Origin of the sequence: Leptolyngbya sp. CCNP1308, assembly GCF_034932455.1 — a bacterium.
Lineage (GTDB): Bacteria > Cyanobacteriota > Cyanobacteriia > Phormidesmidales > Phormidesmidaceae > Nodosilinea.
The window spans coordinates 46559-67563 of record NZ_JAYGIH010000074.1 but is presented as its reverse complement, the minus strand read 5'-3'; the positions used below and the strand labels follow the sequence as shown (position 1 = coordinate 67563).

General features: G+C 58.6%; 17 protein-coding genes. 14 read left to right on the top strand and 3 right to left on the bottom strand.

Features of this window, described 5'->3' with window-relative positions; translation table 11 throughout:
• Window positions 1-75 precede the first annotated feature (75 nt).
• Window positions 76-486 carry a response regulator gene (locus VB780_RS18830; protein WP_323352715.1) on the top strand — a complete coding sequence of 137 codons (411 nt, stop codon included), beginning with the start codon at window positions 76-78 and terminating at the stop codon, window positions 484-486.
• 125 nt (window positions 487-611) lie between these two features.
• On the opposite strand, the gene VB780_RS18825 is transcribed toward VB780_RS18830, so the two are convergent.
• Window positions 612-812 carry a hypothetical protein gene (locus VB780_RS18825; RefSeq protein WP_323352714.1) on the bottom strand — a complete coding sequence of 67 codons (201 nt, stop codon included), beginning with the start codon at window positions 810-812 and terminating at the stop codon, window positions 612-614.
• Between the two features lie 315 nt (window positions 813-1127).
• On the opposite strand from VB780_RS18825, the gene uvrC reads away from it, so the two are divergent.
• The 6 genes from uvrC to clpB all read left to right on the top strand — a co-directional run bounded on the left by uvrC (window position 1128) and on the right by clpB (window position 10998).
• The gene (uvrC, locus tag VB780_RS18820; RefSeq protein ID WP_323352713.1) at window positions 1128-3026 is read left to right on the top strand and encodes an excinuclease ABC subunit UvrC; all 1899 of its coding nucleotides are present in this window, start codon (window positions 1128-1130) and stop codon (window positions 3024-3026) included.
• 435 nt (window positions 3027-3461) lie between these two features.
• Window positions 3462-3935, top strand: coding sequence for an ABA4-like family protein (locus VB780_RS18815; protein ID WP_323352712.1), 474 nt, complete (start codon window positions 3462-3464; stop codon window positions 3933-3935).
• Between the two features lie 154 nt (window positions 3936-4089).
• The gene (locus VB780_RS18810) at window positions 4090-5757 is read left to right on the top strand and encodes an ABC transporter substrate-binding protein (RefSeq protein ID WP_323352711.1); all 1668 of its coding nucleotides are present in this window, start codon (window positions 4090-4092) and stop codon (window positions 5755-5757) included.
• Between the two features lie 168 nt (window positions 5758-5925).
• On the top strand, window positions 5926-6954 hold the full coding sequence (locus VB780_RS18805) for an ABC transporter permease (protein WP_323352710.1): 1029 nt from the start codon (window positions 5926-5928) through the stop codon (window positions 6952-6954).
• A 155-nt stretch (window positions 6955-7109) separates the two neighbouring features.
• Window positions 7110-8159 (top strand): pentapeptide repeat-containing protein, encoded by a 1050-nt coding sequence (locus tag VB780_RS18800; protein ID WP_323352709.1) that lies wholly within the window; start codon window positions 7110-7112, stop codon window positions 8157-8159.
• A 136-nt stretch (window positions 8160-8295) separates the two neighbouring features.
• Entirely contained in the window at window positions 8296-10998 is a 2703-nt protein-coding gene (gene clpB / locus VB780_RS18795; protein ID WP_323352708.1) for an ATP-dependent chaperone ClpB, read from the top strand.
• Here the strand turns inward: clpB and VB780_RS18790 are convergent.
• Window positions 10970-11662, bottom strand: coding sequence for a class I SAM-dependent methyltransferase (locus VB780_RS18790; RefSeq protein ID WP_323352707.1), 693 nt, complete (start codon window positions 11660-11662; stop codon window positions 10970-10972). The genes clpB and VB780_RS18790 overlap by 29 nt on opposite strands.
• 462 nt (window positions 11663-12124) lie before the next feature.
• Here VB780_RS18790 and VB780_RS18785 point away from each other — a divergent pair, with 462 nt between their 5' ends.
• Complete coding sequence (locus VB780_RS18785; RefSeq protein WP_323352706.1) at window positions 12125-12310, top strand: DUF4278 domain-containing protein; 186 nt, start codon at window positions 12125-12127, stop codon at window positions 12308-12310.
• A gap of 181 nt (window positions 12311-12491) precedes the next feature.
• Entirely contained in the window at window positions 12492-14567 is a 2076-nt protein-coding gene (locus tag VB780_RS18780) for a transporter substrate-binding protein (RefSeq protein WP_323352705.1), read from the top strand.
• A gap of 27 nt (window positions 14568-14594) precedes the next feature.
• Here the strand turns inward: VB780_RS18780 and sufR are convergent, their stop codons facing one another.
• Complete coding sequence (gene sufR, locus VB780_RS18775; RefSeq protein ID WP_323352704.1) at window positions 14595-15257, bottom strand: iron-sulfur cluster biosynthesis transcriptional regulator SufR; 663 nt, start codon at window positions 15255-15257, stop codon at window positions 14595-14597.
• 202 nt (window positions 15258-15459) lie between these two features.
• Here sufR and VB780_RS18770 point away from each other — a divergent pair, with 202 nt between their 5' ends.
• The 5 genes from VB780_RS18770 to VB780_RS18750 all read left to right on the top strand — a co-directional run bounded on the left by VB780_RS18770 (window position 15460) and on the right by VB780_RS18750 (window position 20988).
• Window positions 15460-15819, top strand: a complete 360-nt coding sequence (locus VB780_RS18770; protein WP_323352703.1) for a ferredoxin-thioredoxin reductase catalytic domain-containing protein — start codon at window positions 15460-15462, stop codon at window positions 15817-15819.
• 69 nt (window positions 15820-15888) lie between these two features.
• Complete coding sequence (gene sufB, locus VB780_RS18765) at window positions 15889-17328, top strand: Fe-S cluster assembly protein SufB (protein ID WP_323352702.1); 1440 nt, start codon at window positions 15889-15891, stop codon at window positions 17326-17328.
• A gap of 245 nt (window positions 17329-17573) precedes the next feature.
• Window positions 17574-18362: a Fe-S cluster assembly ATPase SufC gene (sufC, locus tag VB780_RS18760; protein WP_323352701.1), complete on the top strand. Its 789-nt coding sequence runs from the start codon at window positions 17574-17576 to the stop codon at window positions 18360-18362.
• On the top strand, window positions 18362-19687 hold the full coding sequence (gene sufD / locus VB780_RS18755) for a Fe-S cluster assembly protein SufD (protein WP_323352700.1): 1326 nt from the start codon (window positions 18362-18364) through the stop codon (window positions 19685-19687). Before sufC ends, sufD begins: the two co-directional genes overlap by 1 nt.
• Before the next feature lie 29 nt (window positions 19688-19716).
• Window positions 19717-20988, top strand: a complete 1272-nt coding sequence (locus tag VB780_RS18750; RefSeq protein WP_323352699.1) for a SufS family cysteine desulfurase — start codon at window positions 19717-19719, stop codon at window positions 20986-20988.
• Window positions 20989-21005 lie beyond the last annotated feature (17 nt).

Below are 21005 nucleotides of genomic sequence, written 5' to 3'. Positions count from 1 at the left end.
AGGGTGCACTCATTGGGTGATCAGACCGACTCGCGGTTCTGATGGGTCCAGTTCTCAGATCAGGATCTAAGGGTAATGGTGACATCTCCATCCAGCACCGCTGATGGTCAGCCCCGGATTGTCGTTGTAGAAGACGATAGGGGCAACCGTCTGTTTTTTGCTGACTACCTCACCTATTCTGGGTTCAGGGTGCTGGCACTGCCCCACGGGCTAGACCTACAGCAGCATCTCAAGGAATTTCAGCCCCACCTGCTGCTTCTAGATCTGGGGCTGCCCGAAATTGACGGCTACACGCTTCTCAAACAGCTGCGCGCCTCGGCACTGTGGCAGCACCTGCCGGTGATCATTGTGTCGGGCTACGCCTTTGCCGAAGATCAGCAGCGCGCCCTAGCGCTGGGGGCGCAGCAGTACCTGGTCAAGCCAATTGCCCTTCAGCAGCTCACCCAGGCCATCTATACCGTTTTGCGATCGCCCGAGGCAGAGTAGGGGTTCCGCGACGATCAAGGTTTGGAAGACGTGGGGCGCTGGCGTTCTGACCGGCGGGTGGGCAAGTTTGCACCTGCCCACTCTGCGCTGGGTCGCTTAGATGCCGTTTTCAACCCAAACTGCCGCTACGACAGACTGCCGTCCTCCGACCCCGACCGCTGTTCGGCTAAAAAACTCTCTACATCTCGGCTTAAGACCTGGACGGCTTCGCCAATATCGACAATGGTGTGCTCAAGCTGAGACGATGTTGCTATAGCCGACTGGAGCCGGTTGAGAATATCTCTGATTTGCTCGCGATAGCGGGTTTCGAACTCTTGGGTGGTCATATGGGCAGGATCTCGTGACGGTAACGATCAGGAACAGGATGTAATACTAACTACATCAAGGCCGAGAGGTTTCCAGAAGAAATGGCTGAGAAAATCAATCTTTATAGTTCTAGGCGCGATCGCAAGCCCCTATGAAGCAGGACACATAAATCACCAGGCCATCTACGCATAAATACTGAATTGGCTAACGTGCTCACCGGCCACCCGAACATATCACCCCTTCTTACGGCGGAAAACCGTCTGCTCAGGAGAATTTTGCCGGACAAATTTGCCGCTATCCTGGTTAGTACAAAGGTTTAGCCCCCAGCGTTCCCTGTGACTTCGGTTCAACCCATCACCCTAATCAACGACCCCGATCGCCTAGAGGCGCGTCTCAAAGAGATCCCGAAGGAACCGGGAGTCTACTTTATGAAAGATGGCCGCGACCAGACGCTCTACATCGGCAAGTCGAAATGTCTGCGCACGCGGGTGCGATCGTACTTTCGCGACTTTCACGGCCACATGCCCCGCATCACTGTGATGGTGATGCAGATTGTCGAGATCGAGTTTATCGTCACCGACACCGAGGCCGAAGCCTTGGCGCTGGAAGCCAACCTGATCAAGCAGAACCAGCCCCACTTCAACGTGCTGCTGAAGGATGACAAGAAGTACCCTTACCTCTGCGTCACCTGGTCAGAAGACTACCCCCGGATTTTTATCACCCGCAAGCGGCGCAAGAGTCTGAAGGATCGCTATTACGGCCCCTACGTCGATGTGGGTCTGCTGCGCAGCACCCTGCACTTGGTGAAGCGGATATTCCCATTGAGGCAGCGGCCCCAGCCGGTACACCGCGATCGCCCCTGCCTCAACTACGACATTGGCCGCTGCCCCGGTGTCTGCCAGCAGCTGATCTCGCCGGAGGACTACCACAAGACTCTTCAACGCGTCGTCATGGTCTTCCAGGGCCGCACTACCGAGCTAGTAGACATTCTCACCGCCCAAATGGAGAAGGCGGCAGAAGACCTCAAGTTTGAGCTGGCGGCCCGGCTGCGGGATCAAATCCGGGGTTTAGAGCGCCTCTGTGCTGACCAAAAAGTCGCCTTGCCCGACGATACAGTGTCAAGGGATGCGATCGCCCTAGCAGCCGACGACAAACACGCCTGCGTGCAGATCTTCCAGGTGCGAGCCGGTCGTCTGGTGGGTCGCCTGGGCTTCACCGCCGATGCCGAGTCGGGCACGCCGGGCGAAATTCTCCAGCGGGTGCTGGAAGATCACTACCAAACCGTGGAAGCGGTCGAGATTCCGGCGCTGATACTCGCCCAGCACGAGCTGCCCGAAGGCGATATGCTGGCTCAATACCTCACCCAGCGCCGGGGCCGCAAGGTGGCGGTGGAAGTACCCCAGCGCCAGACCAAGGCCGACCTGATCGACATGGTCGAGCGCAACGCCCAGTACGAGCTGGCCCGCACCCAGGCCGCCGCCGATCGCAACATTCAGGCATTGCAAGATCTGGCGATCGCGATCGACCTGCCCGACCTACCCAAGCGCATCGAAGGCTACGACATCTCCCACATCCAGGGTTCCGATGCCGTCGCCTCCCAGGTGGTGTTTGTCGATGGCATGCCCGCCAAGCAGCACTACCGCCACTACAAAATCAAAAACCCCGACGTGAAGCCCGGCCACTCCGACGACTTCGCCAGCATGGCCGAAGTGATTCGCCGCCGCTTTCGCCGCTACGCCACCGACCCCACCAAACAGCGCCTGGGCAACCCCGACTGGCCCGACCTGGTGATGATTGACGGCGGCAAAGGCCAACTCTCGGCGGTAGTCGAAGTGCTGCGGGAACTCAACCTGATGCAAGACCTCAACGTTGTTAGCCTGGCCAAAAAGCGCGAGGAGATCTTTCTGCCCGGCGAATCGATCCCGCTTCCTACCGAAGCCGACCAGCCTGGCGTGCAACTGCTGCGCCGCTTGCGCGACGAGGCCCACCGCTTTGCCATCAGCTTTCACCGCAAGAAAAGGACGGATCGGATGCGGCGATCGCGCCTCTCCGAAATTCCCGGCCTCGGCCAGCACCGCCAGAAAGAGCTGCTCGCCGCCTTCCGCTCCATCGACTACATCCGCGAAGCCAGCCCCGAACAGCTCGCCACCGTCCCCGGCATTGGCCCTCAGCTGGCGCAGCAGATCTACGAGTACTTCCATCCTCAGGCGGAAGAGATTGAGGAGATGGTGTAGGGGAGTAATGGGACAAGGGAGTGATGGGGTAGGGGAGTGTTGAGGAAGGTGGGGGAGATAGGGAAGGTGGGAAAGAGGGAGTGAGGTTGAGGGCTATAACCGCAGGATCTAAGGTTCCTCACAGACCCATTTGCAAAACAGAGGTTTAAACCGATGATCGGTCCCTCCTTTCCGTTGGGTCCAGGGCGGCGGCACGGCCCTGGTCGAAGGGGGTCTGGGGCCAGCGAAATGGCCCCAGCAGCAAATCTGGCTTTGTTCCCAAGTTCACTGCCCTCTGCCCGATCCTGGTGGGCAGTGCCCACCCTACCCATCGCAAGTCCCCCAGATCAAGTGGATGGTGCATTGCTGCGCGGTTGGCGGAGCCGCGCCTGAGCGCTGTGCACCCTACGGGAACTGTTTACACTGGGTAAAGTCCCCTAAATCAATCCTCCCCCTATGACCGTCGATGCCAACCTGCTAGAGCTGCTGTTTAGCGGTGCCAACTTTTTCGTGCTGCCCTTTTGGACCCTAATGGTGCTGGTGCCTAACACCAAACTTACCCGCACCGTCATGGGTTCCCTGCTCCCCTTTGCGGCCCTGGCTGGGCTATACCTCTTTCTCTTCGTTACCAGCTTTACCAACGTCGAAGGCATCGAAGCCCTCTCCGACCCTAACCTCAGCCTGAGCGACCTGGCAGCCATCTTCGCCCAACCCCACGTTACCGCCACCGGATGGGTACACTTTCTCGCCTTCGATCTCTTTGTCGGTCGCTGGATCTACTGGCAAGGCCAGGAAAGCGGCGTCTTCACCCGCCATTCTCTCGCTTTGTGCCTGTTTGCAGGCCCCCTAGGTCTGCTGTCGCACCTAATCACAGATGCGGTGTGGAATCGGTTTGCCGGTGGCAAGGTAGAAGAGGTGGTGAGTGGGTAGTGAGAAGTAAAGTTTTGAATTTTGAATTCCAAATCAAATTCAAAACTCAAAACTACACCCTCAAATCTTTCCCCACCCAATTCCCCCACTCCCCCTAGTCCCCAAAGGGTGATACAACTATCCCAGTGTTGGCCAGTTAGTTAGATAAAACCTGATGAGTTCTTTGGTGTCGTGGATGGGTAAAGGCAACGGAATTTGGGTACGGCAGCCCTGGCGGCGGGTAGTGCAGTTTGTCGGGCTGTTTGGGCTGGTGTTTGCGATCGCCCTGGGCTGCGCTGGCAACAACCAGCCCGCTGCCGACGCCCCCGCTGACAGTGGCGATGGCCGCATTACCATTGGCACCACCCTCACCGCCCGCACCCTCGACCCCGCCGACGCCTACGAGACCTTTCCCGGCATTTTGCTGTATAACTTGGGCGATCGCCTCTACACCTACGAGCCCGGCACCACCAACCTGGTGCCCCAGCTCGCCACCGAGCTACCCACCGTCAGCGACGACGGCCTGACCTACACTATTCCCCTGCGGGACGACGTCACTCTCCACGACGGCACCCCCTTTAATGCCGAGGTGATGGCCTTTTCCATCCAGCGATTTATGGAAAATGGCGGTCGCCCCGCCTACCTGCTGTCTGACAAAATCGCCACCGCCGAGGCCACGGGAGACTACGAACTCACCCTCACCCTCAAGACTCCCTTTGCGGCGTTTCCGGCCTTACTGAGTTTTTCGGGCGTCACCCCGGTTTCGCCTGAGAGCTACGAAATTGGCACCGGCAGCTTTAAGCCCGATAGCTTTGTCGGCACTGGCCCCTACAAGCTATCGGGCTTCACCAGCGACTCGATTAAGCTCGACGTCAATCCCGAATACTGGGGCGATGCCCCCGCCAACCAGGGCATCGACATTCAAATCTTTACCAGCCCCGCCAACCTCTACAACACCTTTAGAACGGGCGGTCTTGACATTGCCTACCAAACCCTCGACCCCGAGCAGGTGGCGGCCCTAGAGCGTGAAGAAAGCTCCGGCGGCTGGCAGGTGATCGAGGCAGGCACCAACGTGATCAACTACATGGCGCTCAACCAAAAGATTGCGCCGCTAGACGATGTCAAGGTACGACAGGCGATCGCCGCCATGGTCGATCGCCCCCTGCTCAACGAGCGCGTCTTCCAGGGCCAGGCCGAACCCCTCTACAGCCTGATTCCCGCCAGCTTTGACATCGCTGAGCCGGTGTTCAAAGACGCCTACGGCGACGGCGACTTTGACAAAGCCAAAACCCTGCTCACCGAGGCCGGGTTCTCAGAAGCTAATCCACTAACCCTGGAGATCTGGTATCCCTCAGCCTCAACCACTCGCAGCATTGTCGCCAACACCCTCAAAGAATCGATCGAGGCGGGTCTGCCGGGGCTGGTGACGGTGAGCGTGCAAAATACCGAAGGGGCTACCCTCTGGGAAAACGTGGGCAAAGGCATTTACCCCATCATTCTGGCCAACTGGTACCCCGATTACTACGACCCCGACACCTTCATTCAGCCCTTTATGAGCTGCGAAACAGGCAGCAACAACCTCTGCAAAGAAGGCCCTTCCCAGGCCAACGGCTCGTTTTACTACAGCCCTGAAGCCAATCAGCTCGTGGCCAAACAGCAGGCCGAGCAAGACCCCGATGCCCGCCAGCAGGTGATCGCCGACCTTCAGCAGATGATGGTCGATGATGTGCCCTACGTGCCCCTTTGGCAAAACAAGGACTACGTCTTTGCCCAAGACGGCATAGAAGGTGTGGCTGTGGAGCCGACGCAGCAGTTTTTGCTGTGGCAGATCAGCCGGGGATAGGGAGAGATGAGAAAGGGGGGAAGATGAGGAGATGGACGAATTCAAAATTGAGAATTCAAAATTTTGAACTTTGCACTTCCCCTTCCCCACTGCCGCCTTGCGGGAAGCCGTTCCGCGGCTGCATATCCCTCACTCCTCCACCTAGCCTACCCTCCTCACCCTCTCCCCATGTCTTCCCGCTCTGCCGCCCTGCGCTACTACATCTTCACTCGGCTGCTGCTGGCCCCGCTGATGATTTTGACCATCACGACGGTGGTGTTTTTGCTGCTGCGGGCGACACCGGGCGACCCGGTAGATGCACTGCTAGGGGCGCGGGCTCCGGCGGCGGCAAAGGATGCGCTCAGATCGCAGCTCGGCCTGGATCAGCCCTTGTTTATTCAATACTTAAGCTACCTGGGTGATCTGCTGCGGCTGGATCTGGGGTCTTCTCTGGCCACCCAGGGACAGACGGTGTGGCAAATTATTCGGGCGCACTTTCCGGCTACGGTGGAGCTGACGGTGTGCGGCATGATTGTGGCCACGGTAGTGGGGGTCGGCGTTGGTGCCCTGGCTGCCTCGCGCCCCAACTCGCCGCTAGATGCGGGGGGACGGCTGTTTGGCATTGTTACCTACGCCATTCCGATGTACTGGTTTGGCATGATTTTGCAGCTCATTTTTGCGGTGCAGCTGCGCTGGTTTCCTATCGGCACCCGCTACCCGCTGCGGGCCTCGCCCCCGGCTGGGCCGACTGGGCTATACCTGCTCGACAGCCTGCTGACGCTGGATTTTGGCGCATTTTTTACCACCCTGTATTACCTGGCTTTGCCCAGCCTCACCCTGGGGATTTTAATTAGCGGCGTGTTTGAGCGCATGGTGCGGGTCAACCTAAAGCAAACCCTGGCGGCAGACTACGTGGAGGCGGCGCGGGCGCGGGGCATTCCTGAACGGCGCATTGTGCTGGTGCACGCGCTGAAGAATGCGATGATTCCGGTGATTACGATTTTGGGGCTGACCTTTGCCTCCATGCTGGGGGGCGCGGTGCTCACGGAGGTAACATTTTCGTGGCCGGGGCTAGCCAACCGTCTCTACGAAGCGATTTCCCAGCGCGACTACCCGGTGGTGCAGGGGCTGATGGTGTTTTTTGCCATGATTGTGGCGGTGATCAGCATTGCGATCGATATTTTGAATGCCTATATTGACCCGCGTATTCGCTATTAAACCGGCTAGCAATACCTGCTGAGGTAGGGCACTACCTGTCTAGCCCCTACACTACAGCACCCTGCCCCCCATGATAGCGACGGGCTACTGCCCTCACATGAGCCACCTCGGCGAAACAATTCAGCGGATTAAGAGCTAACTAGAGGCGGGATGCGATGGATGGAAAAACCCTGGTTAGACGCTATGGTGAGGGCAAACGCGACTTTAGCTGGGCCGACCTACGCGCCGCCGACTTAGCTCAGGCGCAGCTGTCGAATATTAATCTATACCGAGCCAATTTGGCGGGAGCCAACCTAGTGGGCGTCAATTTGCGCCAGGCAAACCTCTTTAAGGCAAACCTGACCAGGGCTGACCTGACCGGGGCTGACTTAACCGGAGCCAATCTGCGCCGGGCCGATCTCACCGCAACCCATCTCAATCCAACTCAGTTGCAAGCAGCAGCAGATTTGCGCGGAGCAGTTGGGATAGCCCCCGTCACTATAGACTCAGCTGGGGTTGTCACGGACGATACGGACGAGATTGAGCAGTCAGTAAATCTGCCCTTTGACGAGCCCTCCTGCCCGCCATCTGCCCCAAGTGCCCAACCTTTGGTGGCCACTCCTCAGCCCGCTATAACTCCATTAGATCGGCGAGAAACCGTAATTTCTCTGGCCATACTGGGAATAGGCTATCTTTTCTACGGCATTCTTTTGGGGGCAGAGCAGGTAGCTTTTGGGTTTTGGCTGTTGGTGTGGCTACCCGTTTGCCTCGGCCTTTGGCAAGAGGAGCTACTTTGGTTTGGGCCAATGCTAGGGGCGATCGCAGTGGTGGCCTCGCTGGGTATATCGGCAGGGGTGCTGCTGTTTTTTCTGCCCGTGGCGATGGGCCTGGGCATATCGTTGGCAATCTGCGGCAGCATTATGGGCTGGGGCTGGGGCCAGAGTTTCAAGACCACCCTCTGGTTTAGCGGCCTAGCCTTCTTGGCTATGCACAGCGTCATTTGGCTGTTTGATGGCAGCAACGCTTACGGGGGCGGGGGCATTGTGCTGAATTTAAGCACCCTGCACATCGCGCTGCTGCTGGGGCTAGGGTTGCTGGCCGTAGTTCGCGGAGCTCTAGCCTACGGCCAGTTGGCCTTGCTGCGCGTACCAAAATCTCGCCAATGGCTTTACATCGGTAGCAGTGCGGCGGCGGGGCTGCTGGTAGGAGTAGTGGTGGGTAGTTAACAATTTGCGGAGGCAACCTAGCCTATGCTCTAACCCAGGCGTCACAGCCCAGCCCGCAGGCCCAGCGCCCAACTGATATACTGAACGTCCAACCGTTACAAAAAGCAAAGCGCACGCCTGCCCGCCCACGGAGATTATGCAGCCAACCGATCCAGATCAGTTTACCGCCAAAGCTTGGGACGCCATCGTTGAGGCCCAGGATGTGGCCCGCCGCTGCAAACATCAATATATGGAGGTTGAGCACGTCATCATCGCCCTGCTCGACCAGGAGGAAGACGGGCTGTCCCACAAAATTTTGACCAAGGCTGGCCTTGACAGCGACCAGATTCTCGATGAGCTAGAGACTTTTGCCAAGCGCCAGGCGCGGGTGCGGCCCGGTCTCGACAGCAATTTATATCTGGGTCAAAGCCTCGATCGCATGCTCGATCAGGCCGAGGCGGCGCGGCAGACTCTCAAAGATAAATTTATCTCCGTCGAGCACCTGCTGCTGGGTTTTCAAGAAGACGAGCGCATTGGTCGCAGGTTACTGCGTGGCTTCAATGTGGAAGGCCCCGAGCTGATGGCGGCGGTGCAGGCGGTGCGCGGTAGCCAAAAAGTCACCGACCAAAACCCCGAGCAGCAGTACGACGCGCTCGAAAAATTTGGCATCGACCTCACTCAGCTAGCCCGCGACGGCAAGCTCGACCCGGTGATTGGCCGCGACGACGAGATTCGCCGCGTGATTCAGGTGTTGTCGCGGCGCACGAAAAATAACCCGGTGGTGATTGGCGAACCGGGGGTGGGCAAAACGGCGATCGCCGAAGCCCTGGCCCAGCGCATTATCAACGGCGAGGTGCCCGAATCGCTCAAGGGCCGCACGCTAATTTCCCTAGACATCGGCGGGCTGATCGCCGGGGCCAAGTTTCGCGGCGAGTTTGAAGAACGGCTGCGGCTGGTGCTCAAGGAAGTCACCGACTCCGCCGGACAGGTGGTGCTGTTTATCGACGAGCTGCACACCGTGGTCGGCGCCGGAGCGGGCCAGGGCACTATGGATGCCAGCAACCTGCTCAAGCCGATGCTGGCGCGGGGCGAACTGCGCTGCATTGGGGCCACCACCCTCGACGAATACCGCAAGCACATTGAGAAAGACGCTGCTCTAGAGCGCCGCTTTCAGCAGGTGTACGTGGGCCAGCCCAGCGCCGAAGACACCATCTCCATTCTGCGGGGGCTGAAAAAGCGCTACGAGTCTTACCACGGCGTCGATATTGCCGACAGCGCTCTGGTGGCGGCGGCGGTGCTCTCCGATCGCTACATTGCCGATCGCTTTTTGCCCGACAAGGCCATCGACCTGGTGGATGAAGCCGCCGCCAAGCTCAAAATGGAGATCACCTCCAAGCCCGAAGAGCTAGAGGGCATTGAGCGCCGCCTGATGCAGCTGGAGATGGAAAAGCTTTCCCTAGAAGCCGAGAACGGCACCGCGACCAAAGCCTCGCGATCGCGACTCAGCCGCATTGAGACCGAAATCGCCGAACTCCAGAGTAAACAGAGCGAGTTTAGCGGCCAGTGGCAGAGCGAAAAGCAGGCCCTCGACGCCATCCACGCCCTCAAAGAAGAAGAAGATCAGATTCGCCTGCAAATTGAGCAGGCCGAGCGCGCCTACGACCTCAACAAGGCCGCCAAACTCAAGTACGACAGTCTGGAGAAGATTCAGCGCGATCGCGAGACCCTAGAGGCCCAGCTAATCGAAGTGCAGGCCCAGGGCAACACCCTGCTGCGCGAGCAGGTCACCGAGGCCGACATCGCCGAAATTGTTGCCAAGTGGACGGGCATCCCGGTCAACCGGCTGATGGAGTCAGAGCGGCAAAAGCTGCTCCAGCTCGAAGGCCACCTGCACGAGCGGGTGATCGGCCAAGATGAAGCGGTGGAGGCCGTCGCCGCCGCCATTCGTCGCGCCCGCGCTGGCATGAACGACCAGGGCCGTCCCCTGGGTTCCTTCCTATTTATGGGGCCGACCGGGGTCGGCAAAACCGAGCTGGCCCGCGCCCTGGCCGAGTTTCTTTTCGACACCGAAGACGCGTTGATTCGCATCGACATGTCGGAGTACATGGAGAAAAACGCCGTATCGCGGCTGGTAGGGGCACCCCCCGGCTACGTCGGCTACGAAGACGGCGGTCAGCTTTCCGAGGCGGTGCGCCGCCACCCCTACTCAGTGGTGTTGCTCGACGAGGTGGAAAAGGCCCACCCTGACGTGTTCAATATTTTGCTCCAGGTGCTGGACGATGGCCGTATTACCGATTCCCAGGGCCACCGGGTCGATTTCCGCAACACCGTGGTGATCATGACCAGTAACCTGGGCAGCGACCACATTCTAGAGTTGGCGGGCGATGACGATCGCTACGACGAAATGCGTACCCAGGTGCTCAAGGCGCTGCAAAAGCAGTTTCGCCCTGAGTTTCTCAACCGGGTGGATGACCTGATTCTCTTCCACTCGCTGCGCAAGAGCGAGCTGCGCAAGATTGTGGCCCTGCAAATTCGTCGGGTGCAGCGCCGCCTGGCCGATCAAACCATTGGCCTGGAGATTGCCGACCCGGCCATCGACTTCATTGCCGAGAGCGGCTACGACCCGGTGTACGGTGCCCGTCCTCTCAAGCGGGCGATCCAGCGGCTGCTCGAAAACCCGATCGCCACCAAGATTCTAGAGACCACCTTCGCCCAGGGGGCCACCATCGTCGCCGGTTTTGAAGATGAGAAGCTAGTGTTTAGCCACCGCGAGCCTGAGGTTCCCGAGGCCCCAGCCGCCGCAGAGGCTGAGGTAGAAGACGCTGAAGATACTAAGGTTGAGTCGGTGGTCGGCAGTTAGAAGGCGGCAGCGGCTTTTGCAGCAGAATCACGTCTTGGCCCAGAATGGAAAGCTCAGCCTGCCAGCGGGCCGCCAGCCAGGCAAAGGTCTGCACTGAGAAAAAGCAGATGTGGGTGCGATCGCTCTTGTAGTGCCACCCAGCAAAGGCCGCATCGTCGCGGGAAAGTTTGGTCATTATTCCTAAGATGCCGCCGGGTTTAAGGCAGCTCCAAAGACGATCGAGTTCCATCCGAGGCTGGCGCAGGTGTTCGACGACTTCGGTAGCGGTGATGAAATCGTACATTTGAGCAAAAACTGCGCCATCGTCGGCATAGAACGGATCGTAGAGGACGACGCAGTGACCGGCTGCTTCGAGCATGAGCGAGAGGGTTGGCCCAGGGCCAGAACCAAAGTCGAGCCCTTGGCTACCGGGGGCTAAACAATTCAGCAAAGGAATCCCTAAGCGACTCAGAAACCGACGGTAGCCCAGGTCTTGAGCGCAGTTTTGGTGCAGGTCATACTCAGCTTTTTCGGCCTGGAAGGAGAGAAAGCTCGCGGGAAGCACAAAGATTAGATTGCAGCGATCGCAGCGGTAGTAGGCGCGACGATGGCGCATTTCTGGGCGATCGCGGTAGATCTCCTGCCCTTGAACTTCCTCGCAAAGTGGGCACTGCTGTCTGGTCATGGCCTAGTCCTAAGCTCAGTCTTGCTGACTATGGCCATCACTTCAGACCGTTTGTAGGTGCATGCAGCCTACCACTTCAGCCCGCCTCCGTAGACGAGGCATTGGCTAACCCAGCCTGTCAGGAACATCCTTCGCTCCCCGCTCTTCAAATTTCATTTGCGTGGGAGGCGGGCTGCGCTTTATCTAGTCGCTGCGGCAGAAATGATCCTACTGTTCAGAATGCTTGAAATACCTGTGCTCTAAGGATTTTTTACTTTGAATTTTGCATTTTGAACTCCGCGTAGCGGTACTAGAGACTCAAAATTTCTCTCAAGGCATGTGAAAAAACTTCTGTAACAAATTTGTCAATTTAATTCTTATATCAGGACTTCTTAACGTAGTAAGGCCATAATTCTTGTCAACCCTGTAGTGCATTGGTTACGTCCTCGCTTAAATTCACCCCTTAACAAAAGGATTTTCACTATGCGACTACGTTTTCTTGGTGCCGAATACAATTGCCAGTGGTCTAGCGTTGAGACCCGCGACGGTGAAGTGACGGGTAAATATCGGGGAGTCGCCTGGAGCGCCAAACAGCACAGCGCCACCGTGGCCGCGACTACGCCCGTCACCCTGCGCTTTATGGGCCGCGCTTACCAGACTCAGGTCTAGCCCACTAGAGCTACAGCTTTTTGCCACTATTTAGGTTTAAAATGCCGGCGTGTCAGCCGGTTTTTTTTGCCTAGATCTGGGGCCTACATCTAGGCCGAACGACGCAGGTTTAGCTCGCCCGACGGGCAACCGAGGCCGGTCAGTGAACACTCTAGGGACAGTTCCTGATTTTTTGGCGTCAATGGTCACTTCCCAATTCCCTATTCCCATTCGTATCGGTCTATTGCACTCGCTGACCGGCACCATGGCCCTCAGCGAAACCCCTCTGGTAGATGCCGCTCTGATGGCGATCGCAGAAATTAACCAGGCGGGCGGCGTGCTGGGTTGCCCCCTTGAGCCAGTGATTCGCGACGGCGGCTCAGACCCAGCGCAGTTTGCGGCTATGGCCCAGGCGCTGATTGAGGTTGACCAGGTGGCAACGGTGTTTGGCGGCTGGACATCCCTCAGCCGCAAAGCAGTGATGCCGGTGTTTGAGGCCCACCGAATGCTGCTGTGGTACCCCATCCAGTACGAAGGGCTAGAGCAGTCGCCCTGGATTTTCTACAGTGGCTCTTGCCCCAACCAGCAGGTTGAACCGGCCCTAGAGTGGCTGTTAGGTCAAGGCAAGCGGCGCATCTACCTGCTGGGGTCAGACTATGTGTTTCCTCGAGTGGCCAACAAAATTCTCAAGGGCCAGCTGCACCACCACCAAGGCGAACTTGTCGGGGAAGCTTATGTACCCCTGGGGGCCACTGAGTTTGAAACCGTTATGCAAGACCTGGGGCAGGTGCGCCCCGACGCGGTGTTTAGCACCCTCAACGGCGACAGCAACTTGGCCTTTTATCAGCAGTTTGCGGCGGCGGGGCTCACCCCCGATCAGATGCCCGTTATGGCCATGAGCGTGGCCGAGGCCGAGCTTCAGCGCATTGGCCACGCTGCCGCCGGGCACTACGCCTGCTGGAGCTATTTTCAGAGCCTAGATACGCCCGTTAACCAGCGGTTTGTGGCCGAGTTCAAACGGCGCTATGGGGCCGATCGCGTCACCAGCGACCCGATTCAGACCGCCTATACCCAGGTTTACCTATGGCGGCAAGCGGTGGAGCAGGCTCAGACAGTAACCAGCGAGGCCGTACGAGCGGCGGCCTATGGGCAGTGCTGGCGATCGCCCAGCGGCGAGGTGTGTTGCGAAACCAACCACCATCTGCAAAAAGAATGCCACATTGGCCAGGCCCAGGCCGATGGTCAGTTTCGGGTTGTGCACTCCAGTCCGGAGCGGCTGCACCCGCTGCCCTGGCTGGGGGTAGAAGCTGAGTCTTTTCCCGCTGCCGATGTGGTGGTCGAAATGCTGGGGGAGGTCTCGCGCTGCGTGCAGTACAGCTGGGAGCTAGAGCAGCAGTCGCGCCGTCTAGAGCAAACCCTGGCCCAGCTGCGCCTAGAGGTGGCCCAGCGCCAGCAGGCCGAGGCCGCCCTGACCGCCGCCAACGCCGAAATCAACACCCTCAACCAGGCCCTTGAGATCGACAACAGCCGCATGAGCGCCGAGCTAAGCGTGGCCCGCCAGCTCCAGCAGATGATTTTGCCCAAGCCCGAGGAACTGTCGGCGATCGCCCACCTCGACATTGCCGGATTCATGGAGGCCGCCGAGGAGGTAGGGGGCGACTACTACGACATTCTGCAAGACAGCGGCAGTCTGGTGACCATTGGCATTGGCGATGTGACGGGCCACGGCCTCGAAAGCGGCGTGCTGATGATCATGGCCCAGACGGCGGTGCGCATGCTGCGGGCGCTGAACCAAACCGATCCCCTAATCTGCTTCAACGCCCTCAACGAGGTGGTTTACCAAAACCGCCTGCGCATGAGTTCTTTTCGCAACCTGTCGCTGGCGCTGATTGACTATCGCGACGGCAAGCTCTCCATTAGCGGCCAGCATGAGGAGGTGATTGTGGTGCGCGCCAGCGGCACCGTCGAACGCATCGACACCTTCGATCTGGGCTACCCGGTGGGCATGGTGGCCGATATCTCGGCGTTTGTTGCCCAGCACCAGATTGAGCTGGGCGTGGGCGACACGATTGTGCTCTACACCGACGGCATTACCGAGGCGGAGAACTGCGATCGCCAGTTCTACGGTCTAGACCGCCTCACCCAGGTGGCGCAGCAGCACTCGGCCCAATCGGCCCAGGAGATGCGGGTCGCCATCATGGCCGACGTGCATGCCCACATTGGCGACCACACCATCTACGACGACATTACCCTGGTGGTACTCAAACGCAGACTCTAACCCGATGAGCGCGGCTCATGATTGCCCCTAGCCGCGCTCCTGAACCAGGTAGCCGCAGCGGTGTTCGCCTTTGACCAGCCAGTGGGTGCGCTGCACTGTGCAGTCGGTCAGCGCCACCTGAAACATCTCTAGCTCGTGGCCGCACACGCTGGGGAATGACTCTGCGATGTGGGAAATGGCGCAGTTGTATTCCGTAATGACGTAGCCGGGGCCAGTCTGGCGAATATCGCCGTCGCTGACCTCGTGCCACTCAGACATATAGCCCTCGGCCTGGCGCAGCTGCACCAGCCGCGCCACCCGTTCAGCTAAACTGCCAGTGCCGACGCGATCGCGATACTCCAGCGCCTTGCGCTCCCACTGTTTGCGCAGCACAGTGCCCACCTGGTCTTGGCTCAGGGTGGCTGCCAGGGTGTCGAGCAGCGAAATGGCGAATTCGTCGTACTTGGCGGGGAAGCGATCGCGCCCCTTAGCACTGATCTGATACAGATGGTTGGGTCGCCCCATGCCCTCCTGCACCGCCCGATGCTCAATCAGCGCCTCGGCTTCCAAATCTTTTAGGTGACGGCGAATGGCCTGGGCACTCATCTCAAAGTGCTCTGCCAGGTCATGGGCTGTCGCTTCGCCCTGCCGGAGCAGGTGCATCAAAATGTCGTCTTTTGTAGAGGTGGAGGGTTGCTGCACAGAGGTCATGGCGTTGGCCCACAGTAAGACTTATAGAGGACATGGCCACAGCAGACTATACCTACCCAGACCAGGTCAATCCCAGTCCATCGGACGATAATCTACTTTGACAACCTTTATGTTGCTAAACTAGTCTAAGATCTAGTTAGACAACTTAAATGTTGCTTTAATTGTATAAAATTATTGGGCTGTGTAGCGTACCGATCCCGTAATGACTGACCCCAAAACCACCCAGGCCACCGACAAGAACCTAGAGCTCATGCGCAATTTTGCCCAGAGCTACGCCAAGCGCACTGGCACCTACTTCTGCTCCGACGCTGGTGTAACGGCGGTGGTGCTTGAAGGCTTAGCTAAACACAAAGATGATCTCGGCGCACCCCTGTGCCCCTGTCGCCACTACGAAGACAAAGGGGCGGAGGTCAAAGCCATCTACTGGAACTGCCCCTGCATTCCCATGCAGGAGCGTAAAGAGTGCCACTGCATGCTCTTTCTCACACCCGACAACCCCTTTGCGGGCGAACAACAAGACATCTCCTTCGACACCATTCGTGCTGAAACCAACAAGTTTTAGGCACTGGGTTCCGGGTTTTTACCCGCACCGTATCTGCCTCGTCCCTAGCCCGTTCAATAGAGTCGCGTCATGACTGCTTCTGTTCAAACCCTCGTCAGCCAGCCCTATAAGTACGGCTTCACCACCGACATTGAGGCCGACGCCATTCCTCGCGGCCTCAGCGAAGACGTGGTCAGGATGATTTCGGCCAAAAAGAATGAGCCCGCCTTCATGCTGGAGTTTCGGCTGAAGGCCTACCGCAAGTGGCTGACCATGAAAGAGCCCACCTGGCCCAACGTCAAATATCCGCCCATCGACTACCAAAACATCGTCTACTACTCAGCTCCCAAGACTCAGGCCAAGAAGCTGGGCAGCCTCGATGAAGTCGATCCGACGATGCTCGAAACCTTTGAGAAGCTGGGTATTCCCCTCTCGGAGCAAAAGCGGCTGGCCAACGTGGCTGTAGATGCCATCTTTGACAGCGTTTCGATCGCAACCACCTACAAAGAAAAGCTGGCAGAATCCGGCGTGATCTTCTGCTCGATCTCCGAGGCGCTGCAAGAGCACCCCGACCTGGTAGAGAAGTACCTAGGCACCGTTATCCCCATTGGCGACAACTATTTTGCGGCGCTGAACTCGGCGGTGTTTAGCGATGGGTCGTTCGTCTATATTCCCAAAGACACCAAGTGTCCGATGGATTTGTCTACCTACTTCCGCATCAACAATGGCGACTCAGGCCAGTTTGAGCGCACGCTGATTGTGGCGGAAGCGGGCAGCTCGGTGACGTATTTGGAGGGCTGCACGGCCCCCATGTACGACAGCAACCAGCTCCACGCGGCGATCGTTGAACTGGTGGCTATGGATGATGCCAGCATCAACTACTCAACCGTGCAGAACTGGTACGCGGGCGATGAAAACGGCAAGGGCGGCATCTACAACTTCGTCACCAAGCGCGGCCTCTGCGCCGGCAAAAACTCTAAAATCTCCTGGACTCAGGTAGAAACCGGCTCGGCCATCACCTGGAAGTACCCCAGCTGTGTGCTGGTGGGCGACAACTCCGTGGGCGAGTTCTACTCGGTGGCGCTGACCAACAACATGCAGCAGGCCGACACCGGCACCAAAATGGTACACGTGGGCAAAAACACTCGCAGCACCATTATCTCTAAGGGCATTTCGGCGGCAAATTCAAAGAACAGCTACCGGGGCCTGGTGAAGATTGGGCCGAAGGCTACGGGGGCGCGCAATTACTCCCAGTGCGACTCGATGCTGATTGGTGACACTTCCAGCGCCAACACCTTCCCCTACATTCAGGTGCAGAACAGCACCGCCCAGGTCGAGCACGAAGCCTCAACCTCCAAAATTGGGGAAGACCAGCTGTTCTACTTTGCCCAGCGGGGCATTTCGCCGGAGGATGCGGTGTCGATGATCATTAGCGGGTTCTGCCGCGATGTATTCAACAAGCTACCCATGGAGTTTGCCGCCGAAGCGGACAAGCTGCTGGCCCTGAAGCTAGAGAATACCGTGGGGTAGATGGGCGGATGTGGCCCTCCCTCACCCCCAACTCCTCTCCTTGGGGGAAAGGGGAGCAGGAGTTCCCGGTAGAATGGGCACTGCCCACCACTTGAGAATTTCTACAAGCGGGAAATTCGCCAACACAGAATCTCTAACGTTGACAGAGGTGGATGGTAGGCAGTGCCCACCCTACGAAGACAAAAAATCAAAATTTCATCGCGCAGGAGCATGGTGGGCGGTGCCCACCCTACGGGAAAAGAACCATGATTAACGACAACAGCGAAATCATTCTCTCGGTGCGCGACCTCCGCGCCACCGTAGACGGCACCGAAATTATCAAGGGCCTCACCTTGGAGGTGAGGGCCGGGGAGATTCACGCCATTATGGGCCTCAACGGCTCGGGCAAGAGCACGTTTTCGAAGGTGCTGGCGGGCCACCCCGACTATGAGGTGACGGCGGGAGAGATCCACTTCAAAGGGCAAGATCTTCTAGAGCTAGACCCCCACGATCGCGCCACCGCCGGTATTTTTCTCGCCTTTCAGTATCCACTCGAAATTCCCGGCGTCAGCAACCGCGACTTTTTGCGGGTGGCCTTTAATGCCCACCGCAAGGCTCGGGGCGAAGATGAAATTGATGTGTTCGACTTTGACGACCTGATCGAAGAAAAGCTGGACGTGGTCAAAATGGATGCGTCTTTCTTAGATCGCAGCGTCAACGAGGGCTTCTCGGGCGGCGAGAAAAAGCGCAACGAAATTTTGCAGATGGCGCTGCTAGAGCCGGTGCTGAGCGTTCTTGACGAAACCGACTCGGGTCTAGATATTGACGCGCTAAAGACCGTAGCGGGTGGGGTCAACCAGCTGGCTAACGCCGACAACGCCGTGGTGCTGATTACCCACTACCAGCGGCTGCTCGACTACATCATTCCTGACTTTGTGCATGTGATGGCCGATGGGCGCATTGTTACCACGGGCGGCAAAGACCTGGCTAAGCAGCTAGAGTCACGCGGCTACGAATGGGTGCTGGAGGAATTTCGGACGGGGGTGACGGCGTAATGACCAGTTCCGTATCCGAAGTGAGCGTGTTGGGGACAGTCAACCAGCGCGATGCCTACCTGAAGAGGCTGGTGCAGACAGTGCAGGCGGCGGTGCCTGAGGACCTGGGGCTGGGGGAGGTGCGATCGCGCGCCGCCTCCTTCCTCAATGAGCAAACCTGGCCCTCGACCCGCCAAGAAGACTGGCGCTTCACTGACCTGTCGGCCATGTTAGCTATCGACTTTGCCACCCCTGGGGAAGCGGCTGTCACTGAGGCCGATGTTGCCGAGCTGCGCCTGCCAGAAACCGCTGGCGCTCAGGTGGTAGTCGTCAACGGACGGGTGAGCCGCGAGCTGTCTCAGCTCAGTGGATTGCCCGAGGGGGCGATTGTCGGTTCGCTGGGCGATCGCCCCGAACTCCAGAGCCAGCTGCGCGATCGCCTCGCCCAGGCCAGCGGCAGTCACGAAGTTTTCACCGCCCTCAACACCGTCGGCTTTGTGGATGCTGTGGTGGTCTGGCTGCCTCGCAACCTAGTGATCGAGACACCGCTACAGATTATCTATGTATCTCAGACCGGGGAAAAGCCTCTCGTCGCCCAGCCCCGCTGCCTAGTGGTGGCTGAGTCGGGTAGCGCTCTTACCCTGATAGAAGATTTCTGGGGCGAGTCCACCGCCGCTCACTTCACCAATGCTGTTACCGAGCTGTGGCTCGACGCCAACGCCCAGATTACCCACAGCCGCATCGAGCGAGAGGGGGCAGGCACCACCCACATTGGCAAAACCGCCGTCACCCAGGCCCGCGATAGCCAGTACGTTGGTGTCGCCGCTGGGTTTGGGGCCAAACTGGCCCGCCACCACTGGGAAATCTACCAAACCGGCGAACAGACCACCACCAAGCTCTACGGTTTAGCGGCCATCACCAATACTCAGCACGCTGACACCCACAGCCTGGTAGCCCTGAGCCATCCCCACGGCATCGTGGCACAAGAGCACAAGGCGATTGTCGATGGCCGAGCCCACAGCGTTTTTAACGGACGCATGGCCGTGGCCCAGAAGGCCCAGCTTACCAGCGCCAGCCAGCTCAACCGCAACCTGCTGCTGTCGGATACCGCTCGGGTAGACACCAAGCCCCAGCTCGAAATCGTGGCCGATAACGTGAAGTGCGCCCACGGAGCCACTGTCAGCCAGCTCCAGGCCGACGAAATCTTCTACCTGCAAAGTCGCGGCATTAGTGCCCCCCAAGCCCAGCGATTGCTGATCTATGGATTCGCCATGGAGATTTTAGACAGAATACCGGTTGAGACGTTGCGATCGCGCCTCGCCCAAACCATCGCCCAGTGGCCCTGACCCCCTACCCATCCAACCCCCTCACCCCTATGACCGTCGCCCAGGAACTCACCCTCGCCGCCAAGGTTCGTGCCGACTTCCCGATTCTGCATCAGGAGGTGAATGGGCATCCGCTGGTGTATATCGACAACGCTGCTACTTCGCAGAAGCCTAAGGCGGTGCTGGATGCGCTTCAGCACTACTATCAGTACGACAACGCCAACGTGCATCGGGGGGTGCACAACCTCAGCGCTCGGGCCACCGAGTCCTACGAGGGTGCGAGGGATAAGGTTGCCGCCTTTGTGAAGGCCACCAGCCGCGACGAGATTGTCTTTACCCGCAACGCCAGCGAAGCCATTAACCTGGTGGCCTACGCTTGGGGCATGAGTACGCTCAAAGCCGGGGATGAAATCATTCTCTCGGTGATGGAGCACCACAGTAATCTGGTGCCCTGGCAGTTCGTGGCCCAACGAACCGGGGCGGTGCTCAAATTTGTGGGGCTCACCGCCGATCAATCCTTTGACCTCGACCAATACCGTGCGCTGGTCAGCGACAAGACTCGCCTGGTGGCGGTCAACCATGTTTCTAACACCCTGGGCTGCATCAACCCGGTGGAGGAAATTATTGCGATCGCCCACCGCCACGGGGCCAAAGTGCTGATCGACGGCTGCCAAAGTGCGCCTCACCTGCCGCTCAACTTGCCCGCCCTGGGCTGCGACTGGTTTGTTGCCTCGGGCCATAAGATGTGTGCTCCCACTGGCATCGGGTTTCTCTACGGCAAGCTGGATGTGCTGGAGGCCATGCCCCCGTTTATGGGCGGCGGCGAAATGATCGCCGATGTGTTTCTCGATCACTCCACCTATGCAGAGCTGCCCCACAAGTTTGAGGCGGGCACTCCGGCGATCGCAGAAGCGATCGCCCTGGGGGCAGCGGTAGACTACCTCTCGGCCCTGGGCATGGACAACATCGCTGCCTATGAACACGAGCTGACGGCCTACCTCTACCAGCAGATGCAGACCATTCCCGAAGTCACCCTCTACGGCCCGCTTCCCCAGGCCGACGGCAGCGGACGGGCGGCTCTGGCAACCTTCACCGTTGAGGGGGTGCACGCACAAGATCTCTCGACTCTGCTCGATCAGTCGGGCATTGCGATTCGCTCGGGACACCACTGTACCCAGCCGCTGCACCGCATTTTGGGCGTTGACTCCACCGCGCGGGCTAGTCTGTATTTCTACAACACTAGGGACGAGATCGACAGCTTTATTGCTGCACTCAAAGATACTATCGAGTTCTTTAAAGGCGTGTTTGAAGACGACGACTAAGATCTGTCCTGGTCACT

What these genes read in the sequence shown, in the direction of transcription:
- VB780_RS18830 (WP_323352715.1), top strand. Translation starts at nt 76, where the DNA reads ATGGTGACATCTCCATCCAGCACCGCTGATGGTCAGCCCCGGATTGTC.
- VB780_RS18825 (WP_323352714.1), bottom strand. Translation starts at nt 812, where the DNA reads ATGACCACCCAAGAGTTCGAAACCCGCTATCGCGAGCAAATCAGAGAT.
- VB780_RS18815 (WP_323352712.1), top strand. Translation starts at nt 3,462, where the DNA reads ATGACCGTCGATGCCAACCTGCTAGAGCTGCTGTTTAGCGGTGCCAAC.
- VB780_RS18810 (WP_323352711.1), top strand. Translation starts at nt 4,090, where the DNA reads ATGAGTTCTTTGGTGTCGTGGATGGGTAAAGGCAACGGAATTTGGGTA.
- VB780_RS18805 (WP_323352710.1), top strand. Translation starts at nt 5,926, where the DNA reads ATGTCTTCCCGCTCTGCCGCCCTGCGCTACTACATCTTCACTCGGCTG.
- VB780_RS18800 (WP_323352709.1), top strand. Translation starts at nt 7,110, where the DNA reads ATGGATGGAAAAACCCTGGTTAGACGCTATGGTGAGGGCAAACGCGAC.
- clpB (WP_323352708.1), top strand. Translation starts at nt 8,296, where the DNA reads ATGCAGCCAACCGATCCAGATCAGTTTACCGCCAAAGCTTGGGACGCC.
- VB780_RS18790 (WP_323352707.1), bottom strand. Translation starts at nt 11,662, where the DNA reads ATGACCAGACAGCAGTGCCCACTTTGCGAGGAAGTTCAAGGGCAGGAG.
- VB780_RS18785 (WP_323352706.1), top strand. Translation starts at nt 12,125, where the DNA reads ATGCGACTACGTTTTCTTGGTGCCGAATACAATTGCCAGTGGTCTAGC.
- VB780_RS18780 (WP_323352705.1), top strand. Translation starts at nt 12,492, where the DNA reads ATGGTCACTTCCCAATTCCCTATTCCCATTCGTATCGGTCTATTGCAC.
- sufR (WP_323352704.1), bottom strand. Translation starts at nt 15,257, where the DNA reads ATGACCTCTGTGCAGCAACCCTCCACCTCTACAAAAGACGACATTTTG.
- VB780_RS18770 (WP_323352703.1), top strand. Translation starts at nt 15,460, where the DNA reads ATGACTGACCCCAAAACCACCCAGGCCACCGACAAGAACCTAGAGCTC.
- sufB (WP_323352702.1), top strand. Translation starts at nt 15,889, where the DNA reads ATGACTGCTTCTGTTCAAACCCTCGTCAGCCAGCCCTATAAGTACGGC.
- sufC (WP_323352701.1), top strand. Translation starts at nt 17,574, where the DNA reads ATGATTAACGACAACAGCGAAATCATTCTCTCGGTGCGCGACCTCCGC.
- sufD (WP_323352700.1), top strand. Translation starts at nt 18,362, where the DNA reads ATGACCAGTTCCGTATCCGAAGTGAGCGTGTTGGGGACAGTCAACCAG.
- VB780_RS18750 (WP_323352699.1), top strand. Translation starts at nt 19,717, where the DNA reads ATGACCGTCGCCCAGGAACTCACCCTCGCCGCCAAGGTTCGTGCCGAC.